This window comes from Prochlorococcus marinus str. MIT 9313 (assembly GCF_000011485.1).
Lineage (GTDB): Bacteria > Cyanobacteriota > Cyanobacteriia > PCC-6307 > Cyanobiaceae > Prochlorococcus > Prochlorococcus marinus_D.
Map to the genome: position 1 here is coordinate 1,408,615 of NC_005071.1, position 15,842 is coordinate 1,424,456.

A 15,842-nucleotide genomic window follows, 5' to 3' on the forward strand; every position below is an offset into this window, starting at 1 on the left:
TCCCCATTCATCTCAACTCAATGGACGCATTCATCGCGACCTTTACCTCTCCAGGGCCCGAGCTCTTTCAGCTCGGGCCCTTTGCCTTGCGATGGTATGGATTGCTGATTGCCATCGCCGTACTGATCGGCCTCAATCTGTCCAGCAGCCTGGCCCGTAAACGAGGCCTTGAGCAGGGCTTGATCAGTGATCTGCTGCCCATTCTCGTATTAACTTCCGTTGTTGGAGCACGCATCTACTACGTCGCATTTGAGTGGAGGAACTACAGCGGAAACAATTTTTGGAGCTCGATCAATATCTTTGGACTGGCCATCCCAATCCCAAGTGCCGTGGAAATTTGGGGTGGAGGAATCGCTATTCATGGGGCCCTGCTTGCTGGCACCCTTGCAGTATTGATCTTCTGCCGTTGGCGTCGCCAAGCCTTCTGGGATGTTCTTGATGTGCTTGTCCCATCCATTGCCCTTGGCCAGGCAATCGGACGCTGGGGAAATTTTTTCAATAACGAAGCCTTCGGTGTTCCAATCAAGGGCGACCTTGCTTGGAAATTGTTCATCCCATTCGTGAATCGTCCACTTAATTATGCCAATAACGAGTTTTTCCATCCGACATTCCTCTACGAATCAATTTGGAATCTTCTAGTCTTCACGGTGCTAATTGTTCTTTTTCAACGCAGCAGCAAAGGACTACTGAAGCTTCCCGCCGGAGCGTTGAGCTGCATCTACCTGATCACTTACAGCCTAGGCAGAGTCTGGATCGAAGCACTTCGAACTGATCCCCTCTGCCTAGGCGCCTTACCACCTTCCTGTGAAGGGGGCCTGCGTATTGCCCAGCTGATGAGTTTGGCGATGATGGCAGTTGGAGGTTTTGGCCTCTGGTGGCTCTATGGTCGCAAACGAAAGCTACCGGACCCTGGTAGGCCTAGGTCATTCGCTTGATGAGCAGAATCTCCATCGTTGGTGCAGGTCCAGGCGCGACTGATCTGCTAACCCTGCGTGCCGCAGAACATCTCAAGCAGGCTGAGGTCCTTGTATGGACCGATTCACTGGTTTCACCAGATATTGCAGCATTGGCACCTGAATCCTGTGAACGAATCCGCACCAGCTCAATGACCCTCGAGGAAGTTCTTCCGCTTCTGGTGAACAGGGCACAAGCAGGCAAGCGGGTGGTCCGTCTTCACGACGGAGACCCCTGCCTTTATGGGGCCCTGTCTGAACAGATCTGTGGCCTTGCTGACGCAGGCATTGAAGTAGAGGTTGTGCCGGGTTTGAGTGCTTACCAAGCGACAGCCGCAGCCCTAAATGCTGAACTCACCATCCCTGGCCTTGTCCAAACCATAGTTCTCAGCAGAGCAGGAGGACGCACCGGTGTTCCCGAGCGCGAAAACCTCCAACATCTGGCATCACTTGGAGCCTCTCTATGCCTCTACCTCAGTGCACGCCATGTAGAGGAAGTACAAGCCACACTGCTGCAGCACTATTCAGCTGAAACTCCAGTAGCTATCGGCTACAGGGTGAGCTGGCCCGATCAATGGTTAAGCGTGGTGCCTTTGAAGCAAATGGCTACGACCTCCCGTGAACACGAGCTGATTCGCACCACCCTTTATGTCGTTAGTCCGGCCCTAGCTGCAGGACGCCAACGTTCGAAGCTGTATTCTCCAAGCCACAAACATCTCTTTCGCCAAAAGGGCTAAAGAGAGTGTTTTAAAATCCAGTAGTGCGGGCGATTAGCACAGTGGTAGCGCACTTCCTTCACACGGAAGGGGTCGTGGGTTCGAATCCCGCATCGCCCATAAGTTTTTATGCCAAGCATTTGCTTGATCTGCTCATCATCAAAACCAGGTGATCCCATATACATGGGGACAAATGATGCCTGACAAGCTCAGTGCTTCCAACTAAGGTCAAATGCATGCAGGTCAACACTCCTCTTCCTTAATGCCGGAGCACCCTCAGGACTTCTTGAGTGACCAATCCCACTCAGAGCAACTCTCCACACCATTGATTCAAGTTGGCGCGTTGCTTAGAGAAGCCCGCGAAAAACGGGGGTTCTCAATAGCAGAAATTGCGGGAAGTCTTCGAATAGGCAAAGAGCAACTAATAGCCCTGGAGAATGGAAACAAAGACCTACTACCTGAGCCGGTTTTTATTAGAGCCATGGTGCGCCGGGTCGCCGAGCGACTCAACCTGGATGCGACTGCCCTTGTGCAGCAAATTCAGGTCATCATTCCATCAAACTCCGAAGCCCTACGCCAATCAAAGAGCAAAGCGTCTCGTCCAAACCTAAAAGTGATACCTGCATTGGCCTTTTTGGGAGGGTTGATTGGATTGACTGCAGCAGGACTAGGCATCACCTATTACAGCAACCCCAACACCTTTACCCGCATCCAAACAAGCATCAACAACGCAATCATTTCAATCAACGACACCGCCGAAGACATGATCTTTGGGTCTTCAACTCGTTCAAATGATGTAAAAGATGAGCCTAAGGACACCGACCTAATCTCTCAGCCTGCAGATGCAGCACCTAGCCAAAATTTGCCATCAACATCTCCATCAGGGCTAAAAAAACCAAATAATAATAATCAACCAGCTTCAACTGAACAGCCAAAAACGCAGCCAGGCAGCAACCCTAACCCCCAACAGTGAGGCTGAGATTATTTTTGAAGGCGACCTTAGCGAGCCGTTCAGCTATCCACTAGAGCAAGGCCTAGAAATCTATGCAGGGCATCCTGATCTGATTCATATAACTCATAATCGAAAACCGCCTACTGCTCTGGGTGCAATTAGAAAGATCCGCTGGCATCAATTATCCAACAACAACCTAATACTGAACTAAGTTCACTCCTTAACGACAACTTTCATGGTTACGCCGCTTGCTTCTTTCACAACCGAAGCACAGCTCTTCAAGCTCCATTGTTCAAGGCTGAGATTCTGATTCAATCCTTCCGGCACTAGTTCAAAGACAATCTGATCATCATCAGCGGACTTCACTCTTATTGCAGCCACCACTGGCTCAGGACGGCGATCAATGGCTGCTGCTAATCGCAGCAACAAAGCCATCTCGGCAACGAGGCGACGATGCTCCCGGGTGGCTAAAGCCTGCCATTCCAGATGACGCTTCTTGGGAAGACTGCGGCGGTGATAGCGCGCAATAGCCGCAACCATCAAATGCTCCGCTTCCGAATAGCCGAGCAACTCGCCATGACGAATGAGATACCAGGAATGCTTGTGATAAGCACTGAGATTGATGTGCTGACCACAGGCATGCAACATGGCCGATGCCCAAAGCAGATCCCGACCACCTCCATCATCTTGATGAAGAACACCATGTGTGTGGTCGTAAAGGCTGAGTGCATGGCTGGCTACACGCTCTGCACGGCGGTGATTCACTGCAAAACGCTGCACCTGATGAATCACGGTGCGCTGACGAATACTGCTCTGAAAACTAAAGCGATCCTCCAGTAGGCCATGTCGCAGCATCCAATCAACGATCAACCCCTCCCTCAGAGCCCTTTCACTCAGCACCAGCTCATCAGCAGAGAGCATCTGCATGGCAGTTTGAAGAATCAGCGCACCCGGAACGATGATTTCGGCACGGCGATCATTAATCGGCGTCTGGATGCGACGCTGCTCAGGCGTCATCGCTATCAGCTTCTCAACCAGGCCATCAAGCTGCTGCCGTGTGATTCGATAGCCATGCAATCTCAACGGAGGGCGATCGTCTTCGCTAGCCAACAAAGCACCGATGGCCATGGCGGTTCCACTGGTGGCAACCATCACAGGGCTCTCCCCAGGCTTGATGCGACGGCAGACCTTATCAACAGCTGGCTCTAAAGAACCCTGAATAAATGTCTGCAAAAAGGAACGCCGTTGAGGGGGGATTGGTTCATGCTTGACAAAATCCCTCTGTAGCCGAACCGCACCAACCCGCGTGCTTGTCAGAGCCCGAGCATCGCGACCATCCGCGAGGATGAGTTCTGTGGAACCGCCACCGATATCGAGCAAAAGATGGGGACACTCCCCAAAAGGCATGCCAGACAAAACACCCAAATAGATCAGTCGTGCTTCCTCAGCACCGCTCAACAGATCCACCTCAAGGCCAAGCTGATCCTGAATCCGTTGCAAAAAATCCCGCCCATTTGAAGCTTCACGTACTGCGCTAGTCGCCGACGCAACCACCTGCTCCACCTGATGGCTGGCGGCTAGCTCCTTAAAACGTTTGAGTGTCTCAAATACCCGCTCCATAGCAGGACCCGTGAGCTCTCCAGAGTCAGGGTCTCGCTCACCAAGCCTGGTGGTTGATTTCTCTGCAAGATCAACGCTGAAGGTATGCAGAGAAGGATCAACCGACGCCACCAAGAGATGGGTGGAATTGGTTCCAATATCAATCGCGGCAACGTTGCGGAGCTCTCGCTCAGAACGGAGCTGACCAGCACTGACGTACCTGGCCTCCTCCTGCTCGACATCAACCACACCGAAAGGCAATGGCTCGACACCTGGCATGAAGTACAGGAGCCTGGAACGAGACCACTTTGCCATCAGCCAACGATGTCTGGAGGTCCCTCCCTAGGGTTCTTCAAACCCAGAAACCCGTGACCAGCAGATCCTTCTCCAATGGCTTAAGGCAATGGCTAGAGCTGCTGCGATGGCACAAACCCAGTGGTCGGCTCATCCTTCTCGTGCCAGCAGGTTGGAGCCTTTGGCTCACTCCAGATGCACCTCCTTTAGCAGGGCTTGTGAGTCTGATCGTCGTTGGAGGTCTGATGGTGAGCGGCGCCGGTTGCATTGCCAATGATCTCTGGGATCGACGCATTGATCGCCAGGTGGAACGCACCAGGGAACGGCCACTAGCGAAGGGCAGCATTCGAATTTGCACTGCTGTGGGCTTATTGATTGTGTTGTTGCTGCTCAGTCTTTTGGTCGTGGCCTCCCTGCCAACGCCAAGCCAGCGCCTATGCCTTGCTCTAGCCATCCTGGCCTTGCCACCGATCCTGCTCTACCCCTCGGCCAAGCGCTGGTTTGCCTATCCACAAGCGGTGCTTGCCCTCTGCTGGGGGTTTGCCGTACTGATCCCCTGGGCAGCAAGCCAGGCCAATCTCAAAGGAGGCTGGCCACTGCTGGGCTGCTGGTTGGCCACTCTGATGTGGACGTTCGGCTTTGACACGGTTTACGCCATGGCGGATCGTCGTGACGACGCCAACCTGGCCTTAAAAAGCAGTGCTTTGAGCCTGGGGAGCCATGCACTTAAAACTGTCGCGTTTAGTTATGCACTGGCCTGCACCTTTTTGGCTAGTTCAGCAGTGAGCGCAGGAGTGGGCTGGGCCTTTTGGCCCTTCTGGCTCATCGCCAGCATCGGCATGCAAAAAGAAACGTGGACCCTGCGAGGTTCCAATCAACCAATTACGACCTACGGGCAGCACTTTCAGCATCAAGTTCTGCTAGGCGCAATGTTGCTGCTCGGCTTGATCCTGGGGCGCATCAGCTGAATCATGGTGCAGCTCCGATCTAACCTGCTCACACCAGCGCTTCAACGTGGCGACGAGGTGGTCACAGTGGCTGCGAGTTCAGCGCTGGATGATGAACAATCACTGCTCGAAGGCCTCAAAGTCCTTGAAGGGTGGGGATTAGTCTGCCGGCCTCAGCAAGTGAGTGAACGCCGCTGGGGCTACCTAGCGGGCAAAGATGCCAGCCGCCAGCGCGATCTAAATTCTGAGTCCCCTGCTGCTCTGTTGGCTTGTGCTCGCGGCGGCTGGGGAGCTGCACGTTTACTGGAACACAAGCAAACCTGGCAGCCAGGCTGGCTAATGGGGTTTTCAGATGTCACCGCCCTGCTCTGGGCACGTCTGGCGGCCGGGTTCGACGGCTGCGTGCATGGCCCCTTACTCACCACACTTGCCAAGGAACCCGCCTGGAGCAAAGCCCGACTGCATGATCTTCTCTTCGGCAAACACATCCCAGACCTTGAAGGGCAGCCCTGGATGGGTGGAGTAGCTAGCGGGCCCTTGCTGGTCGCCAATCTCACTGTGGCCTCCCATTTGCTAGGCAGTAGCCATGTACCCGATCTCAAGGGTGCAATCTTGATCCTGGAAGATGTTGAGGAAGCGCCCTATCGCATCGACCGCATGCTGACCCACTGGCGCCTCGCAGGCCTACTACAAAGACTGGCCGGCCTCGGATTCGGCAGCTTTAAGGGGTGTGAAGCACCTGAACAGATTCCCGGGGATCAAACCTTCCAACTTGAGGAAGTATTAAAAGAACGCAGTACTGATCTCGGAATTCCTGTCGTCGGCCAACTCCCAGTTGGTCATTGCTGCGGCAATGCTGCCTTACCACTTGGACGACAAGCCCAGCTTGACGGCAGCCATGGCCGGCTCAGCTTGCTGTGCTAACAGCCTCAACCATCGTTCTCACCAGGCCAAAGTCTTCCTCCCCGTGGTTTGTCATCTCCGGTATTAATTGATGAGGTTCTGGGTGCTAAGCCCTAATAATCCAATTTGTGCTCTGAATCAATCCGTTTTAAGAAATCTCTTTAAGCAGCTCTGCTTTGGCGATAACGTAATGATCCGCCGGAAATACATTTAAGCTCCTCAAAAATCAGTTCCTCAGGGAAGAATTCGTAGTTAGGTTTAAGGATTGGTTTGACCAGTTTTTTGCTTGCTTGGACAGACAAGCCATCTCTCGAATCAATGGCTAATGCGTTGACCTCTGTCACACGCCTCAGTGAGGTTGATCACTCCGAAATCACTGTGCTTTGAGAAAGATCTCCATCACGCCGAGATGTGCTGCACTGGGATTAAATGCTTAAAAGGTCACTCGTGATCTGGCATATTTTTGGTTGAAGCTATCAGGCCACATCAACTGCAGAAATTGATCTCTCTAGGCCAAGAACAACTTGCCTGGGCTTGGGATGCAAGGCTCAATCAAATACCAGAAGAGTGGCATCAAGTTGCCATCAAGTTCCTTAGAGCTAATGGTATTGGGAATGGGAATCTTCAGCTCAGCTTTTGCTGGTTAACGAAAGAGATATAGACATTTATTAGGGATGAGAAATTAACTGCTTTGAGAATACCAAGGGGCTTAGACCAAGTGCAACACCAAACAACTGAACACCTTGCTGAGTCATGAAAAGTTTTTGTAGTTTTGATCTGACTCAAGGCAATAAAAGCAAAATTATTGCCAGCCAATCCAATATTGAAGCATCGGCTATTGATCACAAACAGATTCCTAGTTTGCTCTCAGTGCAATCACTGCCTCGGCTACGGTGAGATCAAACGGAGTTGTGACTTTGATATTGGCAGGGCTGGCCTCCAGCACCTGCACCGGCCATCCCAGGCGTTCATAAAGCGAGGCGTCGTCAGTCACTGTCCAACCCTTGGCCTGAGCCTCAGCATGACCTTGCTTGAGCTGCTCCACAGCAAAGCCCTGCGGAGTCTGGGCTGCCCATAGTTCCGCACGATCTGGTGTGCCCGTAATGATCCCTTGACCATCAACGCGCTTGATCGTGTCGGTAACCGGAGTTGCCGCAATCACCGCTGCGCCAGCCACCACCGCCTCAGCACAGCGATTGATCAAAGCCGCTTCAGCTAAACATCTAGCCCCATCATGAATAAGAACATGCTGCGCAACTGAAGGCAACGCCTGTAATCCACGCTCTACGGATTCCTGCCTTGTGCTGCCCCCCTCAATCCAAACGACGGGTTTGGCGGCCTCAGCCAACAACTCCATGATCATTGCTCGGTCCACAGGTTGGCCAACAATGCCAACCCAAGTGATCGAATCGGCTTCCATCACCGCATCAATCGTCCAGGCAAGAACAGGGCGTCCTGCCAGAGGCAAAAGCAATTTGTTGCGATCCGCTCCCATACGGCTTCCGCTACCTGCAGCGACAATCAACAGATGCATATGCGCCTCCTGCCGCAAGCAGGCTGAAACCTCCTCCATACAATCAGCTCGCAAGGCCTCTGCCTCTGGATCGATGCGTGTTCTCGCCCTCAGCCCGGGTCCTGTAATCGAACAGCTTCAGAGGCTTCCAGCCCTAGCAGCCGCAGCCAACCAGCTGCAAGGCAAACTGCAGCTGGCCTGCGATCCCACCCATCAAGCTTTGTGGAATCTGTTGCCAGCGATAGAAAAGGTAATCCCAATCGCCTTTGACTCCAGCCCATCCCTCGCCGACTGGACCAATCTGCTCGGATCTGTAAGAGAAGGCCATTTTCAAGTTTGCTTCAATTTCGCCCAAGGGCGACAAGTGAATTTGGTGCTCTCAATGAGCCACATCCCCATCAGGATTGCGGAACAAGGCTTTGCACACACAGCCCTCGTTAAGCCCAGCAAAGGTTGGCCTGCCCAACAATTGGACTGCTACCTCCAAGCGATTGGCCTCACTCTTGACGCCGATAGCTTCCGGCTGTTCCTGCCAGACGACAGCCTTCAGAAGGTTCGTGATCAACACCCCACTGGAGAGGGCCCCCTCCTACTACTGGCTCCAAATGGCAACGATGGAGACTGGCCAACTCAGCAATGGTTAAGCCTTCCAAAGGCAATCAAAGGAAAATTACCCAATCTCAGAAGCATCACGCTGCCTTTAAAAGCACCCCTAATCCATCGCGCTGCCGAAGTGGCCTGCGCTGATGTCGTACTCAGCAGCTGTCCAATCACCCAACTGCTTGCCGTTTATACAGGCGTTCCCTTGGTTGCCCTAGGCACTCCGGCCGAAGCCTTACCGAAACGAGATGAAATCCGTTGCCTGGGTGCCAGTCATGCAGACATCAACTCAATCAACCAGCAGGAGGTTCTCAACGCTCTGGGCTTCCAATGAAAAGTTGGTGGTACCCATTCAAACGAGGTCCACTTGCAAGCCTGCCGTTGCGAGTGCTCGCCAAACCCTGGCTAGGGCCAATTCTGGCCCTAGCCGTGGTGATCTTGGTAGGAGCCTTGGGCTATCGCCTCACCGAAGGATGGGACTGGGGAGATTGTCTCTGGATGGTGCTCATCACCATCAGCACCATCGGTTATGGGGAGGTGGAACCGCTCTCGCAAGCTGGGCGACTGGTCACTGTGCTGATCATTGCGGGGGGGGTGGTCGTGGTTCAGCTCACGATTCAACGGGCACTACGGCTGACAGAATCCGGCTACTTTCGCCAGCTGCGGGAGCTGAGGTTTCGCAGGGTCTTGCGGCGTATGCGTGATCACGTCATCGTCTGCGGCTACGGCCGCATCGGCAAAGAAATCGCCTCAAAGCTGCAACTCGAGCAGGTCCCAGTGCTTGTCGTGGAAATAGATCCAGCCAACAAACAAACAGCAGAAGAACAAGGCCTAAATGTTTTACAAGCAGATGCAACCTTGGATGAGACGTTGCTTGAAGCTGGCTTAGACCATTGCCGCAGCCTGGTAGCTGCTTTACCCAGCAATGCAGCAAACCTCTATGTGGTCTTAAGTGCCAAAAGCATGCAACCCCACTGTCGACTGATCTCACGGGCCGATAGTGAAGAAGCTGCCGTCAAGCTGAAGCTCGCAGGTGCCAGCGTGGTAGTGAGCCCCTATGTCGCCGCAGGCCGGACCATGGCTGCCACAGCGCTGCGCCCCCTAGCTGTGGACTTCATGGATCTGTTGGCTGGATCGGATTATGAAATCGAAGAATTCCAACTCAGCCAAGACCCACTGAAATTCAACAAACTGAGCCACCGCAGCCTGGCCAAACTTCAACTGGGCCGACGCAGTGGAGCAATGGTGCTGGCCATCCGAGACGGCTCATCCCTGATGGCCAACCCCAGTAGCGAAGTCGAACTGGCCCCAGGTCAGTTACTTGTCGTCCTAGGCAGCAAAGCTCAACTCATCCGCTTACGTGAATTACTCGGCGAAGCATTGGACACCATCGAAAGGATGGCTAGTTGAGAAGAACTGCAATGGGTCCGTACGATCCTGCGAGAACGAATCACGCCATGACCTCTCCTCGTCCCCTAACTGGCCAAACCGCCCTGATCACAGGAGCCAGTCGTGGGATCGGTCGTGCTGTAGCCCTTGCCCTCGCTGAAGCAGGCGCAGAAGTAGTCGTGAACTACTCAAGCTCAGCTGATGCAGCAGAAGAAGTTGTTCAAGCGATCACCAGCAACGGTGGCTCTGCCTATGCCATCAAAGCCAATGTGGCAGAAGAAGATGCCGTAGACCAACTGATCAAAACCGTGCTTGAACGCAGCAGCAGACTGGATATTTTGATCAACAATGCAGGCATAACTCGCGATGGCCTGTTGATGCGAATGAAAACGGAAGACTGGCAAGCCGTGGTCAATCTCAACCTCACAGGTGTATTTCTATGCACTCGGGCTGTTGCTCGCACGATGCTTAAGCAAAAAAGCGGCAGAATTATCAATATCACCTCCGTGGTGGGCCTGATGGGCAATGCAGGCCAAGCCAATTACGCAGCAGCCAAAGCTGGAGTGGTGGGCCTCACGAAAAGTACAGCCAAGGAAGTTGCCAGCCGGGGAATCACTGTCAATGCAGTAGCCCCAGGTTTCATCACAACAGACATGACAAAAGAGTTGGATTCAGAACCGATTCTTGCCGCTATCCCATTGGGATCTTTTGGCACCCCAGAGCAAGTCGCTGGAGCTGTGCGCTTCTTGGTAGCCGACCCTGCAGCGGCTTACATCACTGGACAAGTGCTACAAGTTGATGGCGGCATGCTGATGGGCTGAGAAGCTACTGCCGGATCAGACGTTCAGGATTCCAGCGGTTGGCCAAGTTCATCTCGCAAGCGCCGGATGCGCTGAAGAAGTCTTAACCGTCTGCTCCTGGCAGTGGCTGTCAGGAAGAGACGCAAGGGCACATACACCAAAGCCATGATTCCGGCGAGGCCGGCCATGATCACAAAAAACAGCGCCCCAGTGTCATTCATAGCTGGACCATACCCAGCCAATCCCCTTCAAGCACACCCATAACAGCAAGGATTCGGCTTTCCCCACTTATTCCCCCTCGCCCGCAGTGAACGTCCTATGGGACATTGACGAACGGGTACCAGCAGACCATGGCCAAACTCCTCAGTTTTTCGGATGACTCCCGCAGTGCGCTTGAGCGCGGTGTTAATTCCCTAGCCGATGCCGTGCGCGTCACCATCGGCCCCCGTGGCCGCAACGTGGTGCTTGAGAAAAAATTTGGCGCCCCAGACATCGTTAATGACGGCGTCACCATCGCCAAAGAGATCGAACTTGACGATCCATTTGAAAACCTTGGTGCCAAGCTGATTCAACAGGTCGCATCCAAGACAAAAGACAAGGCAGGGGATGGCACCACAACCGCCACCGTGCTTGCCCAAGCGATGGTGCATGAAGGCTTACGCAATGTGGCCGCTGGCGCGAGTCCAATCGAACTACGGCGTGGCATGGAAAAGGCCGTGGCCCAATTGGTAGAAGAGCTTGCCCAGCTCAGTCAATCTGTTGGAGGTAATGCCATCCATCAGGTCGCCACTGTTAGCTCAGGGGGAGACCAGGAAGTGGGCCGGATGGTGTCTGAAGCCATGGACAAAGTAAGCGCCGATGGTGTGATCACAGTTGAGGAATCCAAATCTCTCGCCACCGAGCTAGAAGTCACTGAAGGCATGGCCTTCGACCGCGGTTACAGCTCCCCTTACTTTGTTACCGATGCAGACCGTCAGATCTGCGAATTTGAGAATGCCCTGCTGTTGCTCACAGACCGCAAGATCAGTTCAGTTTCCGATCTTGTGCCCATCTTGGAAAGCCTGCAGAAAAGTGGCTCCCCTCTCGTCATCATTGCGGAGGAGGTAGAGGGTGAGGCCCTTGCCACCCTGGTCGTCAACAAAAACCGAGGTGTCTTGCAGGTAGCCGCTGTTCGAGCACCATCCTTCGGAGATCGCCGCAAAGCTGCCCTGGCCGACATCGCAGTTCTAACTGGGGGAACTGTCATTAGTGAAGACCGCGCCATGACCCTTGAGAAAGTCAGCCAAGACGATCTAGGGCAGGTCCGACGAATCACAATCAGCAAAGACAACACAACCATTGTCGCCAAGGATGAGAACCGCGATGCCGTTAACGCCCGCGTGGCCTCTATCAAAAGAGAATTAGATGAAACTGACTCCGAATACGACCGCGAGAAACTCAATGAACGCATTGCCAAGCTGGCCGGTGGTGTAGCCGTCATCAAGGTTGGGGCACCTACCGAAACGGAACTCAAAAACCGCAAGCTGCGCATTGAGGATGCGCTCAACGCGACCCGTGCTGCAGTTGAAGAGGGGATTGTGGCCGGTGGTGGCACCACGCTCCTGCACTTAAGCAAAGGGCTGAGCAAATTGGCCGAACAGCTCAACGACGATCAACGCACCGGCGTAGAAATTGTGCAGCGAGCACTCTCAGCACCTGCACGCCAGATTGCCATCAATGCTGGCGAGAATGGTGATGTAGTGATCTCTGAGATACAACGCCTTAACAAGGGCTTTAACGCGATCTCCAGCACCTACGAAGACCTTTTGGAAGCAGGCATTCTCGATGCCACCAAGGTGGTGCGCTTGGCACTTCAGGACGCAGTCTCAATCGCTTCGATGATGGTCACCACAGAGCTTGTGATTGCAGACAAACCCGAGCCTCCTGCCCCCGCAGGCGATGGCGGTGGAGACCCGATGGGTGGCATGGGTGGCATGGGTGGCATGGGTGGCATGGGTGGCATGGGTGGCATGGGTGGCATGGGTGGCATGGGAATGCCAGGCATGATGTAGTCCGGCCCCAAAGCGTTCCCTAGGGCTAGAAAAAGAACACCGGCACAACGCATGGACAAGTCTCATGCGTTGTGGCTCTGCCTCGACAAGTCACGTCCCACAATTCGGTTGATGCCAAAACGCTGTGGAAGTCAAGCCGCCAATGTTCGGCAATAGTTTTCCACCTGCAAGTCGACACCGGTAATCGCTGTACCGACTACCACCATGTCTGCACCTGAAGAAAGTGCTTCTAGTGCTATCTGAGGAGAATCAAGCCCGCCTTCGCAGATGAGCTTGACATCTGAATCAAGTTGCTGCCGCAACTGCCCCAACAAACACAAACCTGGAGGCCGCTTAACAGCAGTTACTTCGGTATAGCCATAAAGAGTGGTGCCCACAAAGCTGCAACCAAGCTCTGCTGCACGTAAACCATTCTCGATCGTATCGACATCTGCCATCAGAGGAGCTCCCAAATCTTCTCGAACCCGACTCACCAGCTGATCAAGAGTGATCCCCCCTGGCCGATGACGCTGAGTAGCATCGAGAGCGACTACATCTGCTCCCGCCGACCAGACAGCCTGAACTTCCTCCCATCCTGGCGTGATGTAGACAGCACTATCAGGGAAGGAACGCTTCCAAAGCCCAATAATCAAGGCGTTCGGACAACGGCGTCGAACAGCACCAATGTGTTCCGGACTTTCCAAACGCACCCCAACCGCGCCATTGCAAAGACTGGTTTCAGCCATGGCCGCAATCACCTGAGGATGACGCATCGGTGAACCCTCAGGCGCCTGAACAGAGACAATCAACCCCCGTCTGAGAGTTTCAAAAGCAGGCAAAGACATGCTCAGGATGCCTTCAAGAACTCTGCATTCGTGATTAGCGAGCAATGATGCGGCAAATGGTTTAGAGCAAAAGCAGGGGAAGGTAGTACTAACAACGAGTTCAGGACCATCGGAGCTTGCTCCGACAGAGGCTCCTGCCCTTGAACGAAAACCTCTAAACAGTCCTGAAAATCAAATAACCATTGCATCTTCCAAAGGCTCAGCCATATCGTGAAGCGATAGCGATGCACCTGCTGGACATCAAGCATGGCAAGCAGTGGATTGGTGCACTAAATCAGGCGAGTTTACGGTTCAACAAAGGACGAATCATCAGGAACAAGCCAACGGTGACCACCATCAACACAGCCAAACATCCATAACCACTCACAGTCCCGTAAGGAGCATCAAGCAGAACGGCACCAAGATCAAGCGGACCGGCATAGGCAGCTCGTATGGGCTCAATCGCAAAAGTAAGAGGATTTAGAGCCGCAAGCCAGCCAAGCCAATCAGGCATAAAAGAAAGCGGCGCCAGAGCCGTGCTCGCAAACAACAAAGGCAAATTGGCCACAAAGATCACAGCAATCAATTCAATGTGACCTGGCAGAGCAAAAGCCAGGCCAAGGCTCAAGGCAGTGAACGCAAAAACTAGCAACAACAAGGTGAACAACACCAAGACCAGTCCCGAAACACCTGGCCAGCCGTAACCCAGCAAGGCAGCCGTTGCCATGATCGCCAGGCTCTGCAGAAGACTTAGAGATGTGATGTAGATCACAGAAGCAAGCACGATCGAGCTGCGACTGCGCAGCGGAGCCACCAGAAGACGGTTTAAAAAGCCAAATTCACGATCAAACATCACTGGCAATCCAGCATTGAGTGCACCACTGAACGCGGTGAACACAATCACACCAGCCCCTAAGAACCGCCCGTAGCTCATGCCTCCTGGCAACAAACCATCCGGAGCATTAGAGAACAAAGCACCAAACAACACCAACCAGATCAAGGGCTGAAGGATGCCAGCAATCAAGGTCGAAGGGCGTCGCAACAGCTGCAAGAAAAGTCTGCGAGTCAGGGCCAAAGTTTCCTGCACAAGATCAACCAATGGCCCCTGCTCTGCAGCACGGGTGGTAACAGCGGCAACAGGGCTAGTCATGGAGTGACTGTCAACAGAACGAATGAGAAAAGGGTGGATTAAGGCAGATCCAACTCAATAAAACGAACGAAAGGGATCAACGCATCGCTTTTTTGCGCTCCAGCTTTGAGTCTCGTTGACCAGCTACAGCTAACTCAGCGTCCATCAGGGTTCGGCCAGTGGCCTGCAAATAAACATCATCCAAGCTCGGGCGACTGTGAGCGAGGGCAAAGACAGGCAGCTGAGCACCATCAAGTTGCTCACGCAAACGAGGCACAACCTCTTCATTTTCTACAACAAGGTTGAGGGAAAAACCCTGTACCCGGTTGACCACCACCTGGCGCACACCATCCACACCTTGGAGAAGCTGCCTGACCTGCTCGGCCTCACGATCATCGCTGAATTCCTTCACACGCAGAGTCACCCGATCACCTCCAAGTTGCTGCTTGAGCTGATCAGGAGTTCCCTCTGCGATCACTCGCCCGTCATCAATGATCGCCATCCGATCAGCAAGGGCCTCAACCTCCTCAAGGTAATGACTACTAAGGAGAACGGTGGTGCCTTGGGCCCTCAACTCACGCAACAATTGCCAAATCGCTGAACGACTCTCGATATCCAAACCAACGGTGGGCTCATCCAACACCAGCAACTGTGGTTGATGCAACAAACCTGAGGCCAGATCTATCCGGCGACGCATGCCACCCGAATAGGTGCCGCAACGTCGATCAATCCAATCCTGCATGCCAAGGCAATCAATCAATTCAGCAATACGTCCATCCCTATCGCTAGAGCGCAAGTGATATAAATCCCCCTGCAACTGCAACAACTCCCGACCTGTGAGGATCTTGTCGATAGCAACCTCTTGTGCCACATAGCCCAATTCGAGCCGCACAGCACGTGGATCACTTAAAGCATTGAGGCCAGCCACGCTGACAGTGCCTGAATCAGGAGCCAGAAGGGTGCAAAGAATCCTGAGAGTGGTTGTTTTGCCTGCACCATTTGGACCAAGCAAACCATAAAGACATCCCCTAGGCACCTTGAGGCTGAGACCTTTTAGGGCTTGAACCGTTCCATAGGACTTCTCAAGCTGCTTCAGTTCAATCATCGGCATCAAGAGGGAACGTAGTACAAGTGTTAAAAATCTAGGCAGCTCTATAGAGCTACCAGACCCTCCAGGGGGTCTCTAGTGACTT

At 53.5% G+C, this 15,842-nt stretch carries 16 protein-coding genes and 1 tRNA gene; 10 read left to right on the plus strand and 7 right to left on the minus strand.

What is annotated here, in order from left to right; translation table 11 throughout:
* The first annotated feature begins 20 nt into the window (after positions 1-20).
* From lgt to AKG35_RS07065, 4 genes are all read left to right on the plus strand, one after another.
* Positions 21-935, plus strand: a complete 915-nt coding sequence (gene lgt, locus AKG35_RS07050) for a prolipoprotein diacylglyceryl transferase (protein ID WP_011130692.1) — start codon at positions 21-23, stop codon at positions 933-935.
* Entirely contained in the window at positions 935-1,690 is a 756-nt protein-coding gene (gene cobM, locus AKG35_RS07055; protein WP_011130693.1) for a precorrin-4 C(11)-methyltransferase, read from the plus strand. Before lgt ends, cobM begins: the two co-directional genes overlap by 1 nt.
* 27 nt (positions 1,691-1,717) lie before the next feature.
* Positions 1,718-1,789 (plus strand) — tRNA-Val (locus AKG35_RS07060).
* Between the two features lie 166 nt (positions 1,790-1,955).
* Entirely contained in the window at positions 1,956-2,642 is a 687-nt protein-coding gene (locus AKG35_RS07065) for a helix-turn-helix domain-containing protein (RefSeq protein ID WP_236069568.1), read from the plus strand.
* A 192-nt stretch (positions 2,643-2,834) separates the two neighbouring features.
* Here the strand turns inward: AKG35_RS07065 and AKG35_RS07070 are convergent, their stop codons facing one another.
* The gene (locus AKG35_RS07070; RefSeq protein ID WP_011130695.1) at positions 2,835-4,535 is read right to left on the minus strand and encodes a Ppx/GppA phosphatase family protein; all 1,701 of its coding nucleotides are present in this window, start codon (positions 4,533-4,535) and stop codon (positions 2,835-2,837) included.
* A gap of 53 nt (positions 4,536-4,588) precedes the next feature.
* Between AKG35_RS07070 and AKG35_RS07075 the strand changes: the two genes are divergently transcribed.
* Complete coding sequence (locus tag AKG35_RS07075) at positions 4,589-5,482, plus strand: 4-hydroxybenzoate polyprenyltransferase (RefSeq protein ID WP_011130696.1); 894 nt, start codon at positions 4,589-4,591, stop codon at positions 5,480-5,482.
* A 3-nt stretch (positions 5,483-5,485) separates the two neighbouring features.
* Positions 5,486-6,385, plus strand: coding sequence for a S66 peptidase family protein (locus AKG35_RS07080; RefSeq protein ID WP_011130697.1), 900 nt, complete (start codon positions 5,486-5,488; stop codon positions 6,383-6,385).
* A gap of 140 nt (positions 6,386-6,525) precedes the next feature.
* Here AKG35_RS07080 and AKG35_RS07085 read toward each other — a convergent pair whose 3' ends face one another.
* Positions 6,526-6,708 (minus strand): hypothetical protein, encoded by a 183-nt coding sequence (locus AKG35_RS07085; protein ID WP_041384514.1) that lies wholly within the window; start codon positions 6,706-6,708, stop codon positions 6,526-6,528.
* Positions 6,709-7,220: 512 nt separating this feature from the next.
* Positions 7,221-7,898, minus strand: a complete 678-nt coding sequence (ispD, locus tag AKG35_RS07095) for a 2-C-methyl-D-erythritol 4-phosphate cytidylyltransferase (protein WP_011130698.1) — start codon at positions 7,896-7,898, stop codon at positions 7,221-7,223.
* A 73-nt stretch (positions 7,899-7,971) separates the two neighbouring features.
* Here ispD and AKG35_RS07100 point away from each other — a divergent pair, with 73 nt between their 5' ends.
* Genes AKG35_RS07100 through fabG form a run of 3 tightly spaced genes read left to right on the plus strand, consistent with a single transcriptional unit; the run spans position 7,972 to position 10,687 of the window.
* Positions 7,972-8,811, plus strand: a complete 840-nt coding sequence (locus AKG35_RS07100) for a glycosyltransferase family 9 protein (RefSeq protein WP_011130699.1) — start codon at positions 7,972-7,974, stop codon at positions 8,809-8,811.
* The gene (locus AKG35_RS07105; protein ID WP_011130700.1) at positions 8,808-9,887 is read left to right on the plus strand and encodes a potassium channel family protein; all 1,080 of its coding nucleotides are present in this window, start codon (positions 8,808-8,810) and stop codon (positions 9,885-9,887) included. Before AKG35_RS07100 ends, AKG35_RS07105 begins: the two co-directional genes overlap by 4 nt.
* 47 nt (positions 9,888-9,934) lie before the next feature.
* Positions 9,935-10,687 carry a 3-oxoacyl-[acyl-carrier-protein] reductase gene (fabG, locus tag AKG35_RS07110; protein WP_011130701.1) on the plus strand — a complete coding sequence of 251 codons (753 nt, stop codon included), beginning with the start codon at positions 9,935-9,937 and terminating at the stop codon, positions 10,685-10,687.
* A 23-nt stretch (positions 10,688-10,710) separates the two neighbouring features.
* Here fabG and AKG35_RS13330 read toward each other — a convergent pair whose 3' ends face one another.
* Positions 10,711-10,887: a hypothetical protein gene (locus AKG35_RS13330; RefSeq protein WP_011825322.1), complete on the minus strand. Its 177-nt coding sequence runs from the start codon at positions 10,885-10,887 to the stop codon at positions 10,711-10,713.
* Positions 10,888-11,016: 129 nt separating this feature from the next.
* On the opposite strand from AKG35_RS13330, the gene groL reads away from it, so the two are divergent.
* The gene (gene groL, locus AKG35_RS07115) at positions 11,017-12,717 is read left to right on the plus strand and encodes a chaperonin GroEL (RefSeq protein WP_011130702.1); all 1,701 of its coding nucleotides are present in this window, start codon (positions 11,017-11,019) and stop codon (positions 12,715-12,717) included.
* Between the two features lie 131 nt (positions 12,718-12,848).
* On the opposite strand, the gene AKG35_RS07120 is transcribed toward groL, so the two are convergent.
* The 3 genes from AKG35_RS07120 to AKG35_RS07135 all read right to left on the minus strand — a co-directional run bounded on the left by AKG35_RS07120 (position 12,849) and on the right by AKG35_RS07135 (position 15,760).
* Entirely contained in the window at positions 12,849-13,541 is a 693-nt protein-coding gene (locus AKG35_RS07120) for an N-acetylmannosamine-6-phosphate 2-epimerase (RefSeq protein ID WP_011130703.1), read from the minus strand.
* A gap of 274 nt (positions 13,542-13,815) precedes the next feature.
* On the minus strand, positions 13,816-14,670 hold the full coding sequence (locus AKG35_RS07130) for an ABC transporter permease (protein ID WP_011130705.1): 855 nt from the start codon (positions 14,668-14,670) through the stop codon (positions 13,816-13,818).
* A 76-nt stretch (positions 14,671-14,746) separates the two neighbouring features.
* Positions 14,747-15,760, minus strand: a complete 1,014-nt coding sequence (locus tag AKG35_RS07135) for a daunorubicin resistance protein DrrA family ABC transporter ATP-binding protein (RefSeq protein WP_011130706.1) — start codon at positions 15,758-15,760, stop codon at positions 14,747-14,749.
* Positions 15,761-15,842: the final 82 nt, after the last annotated feature.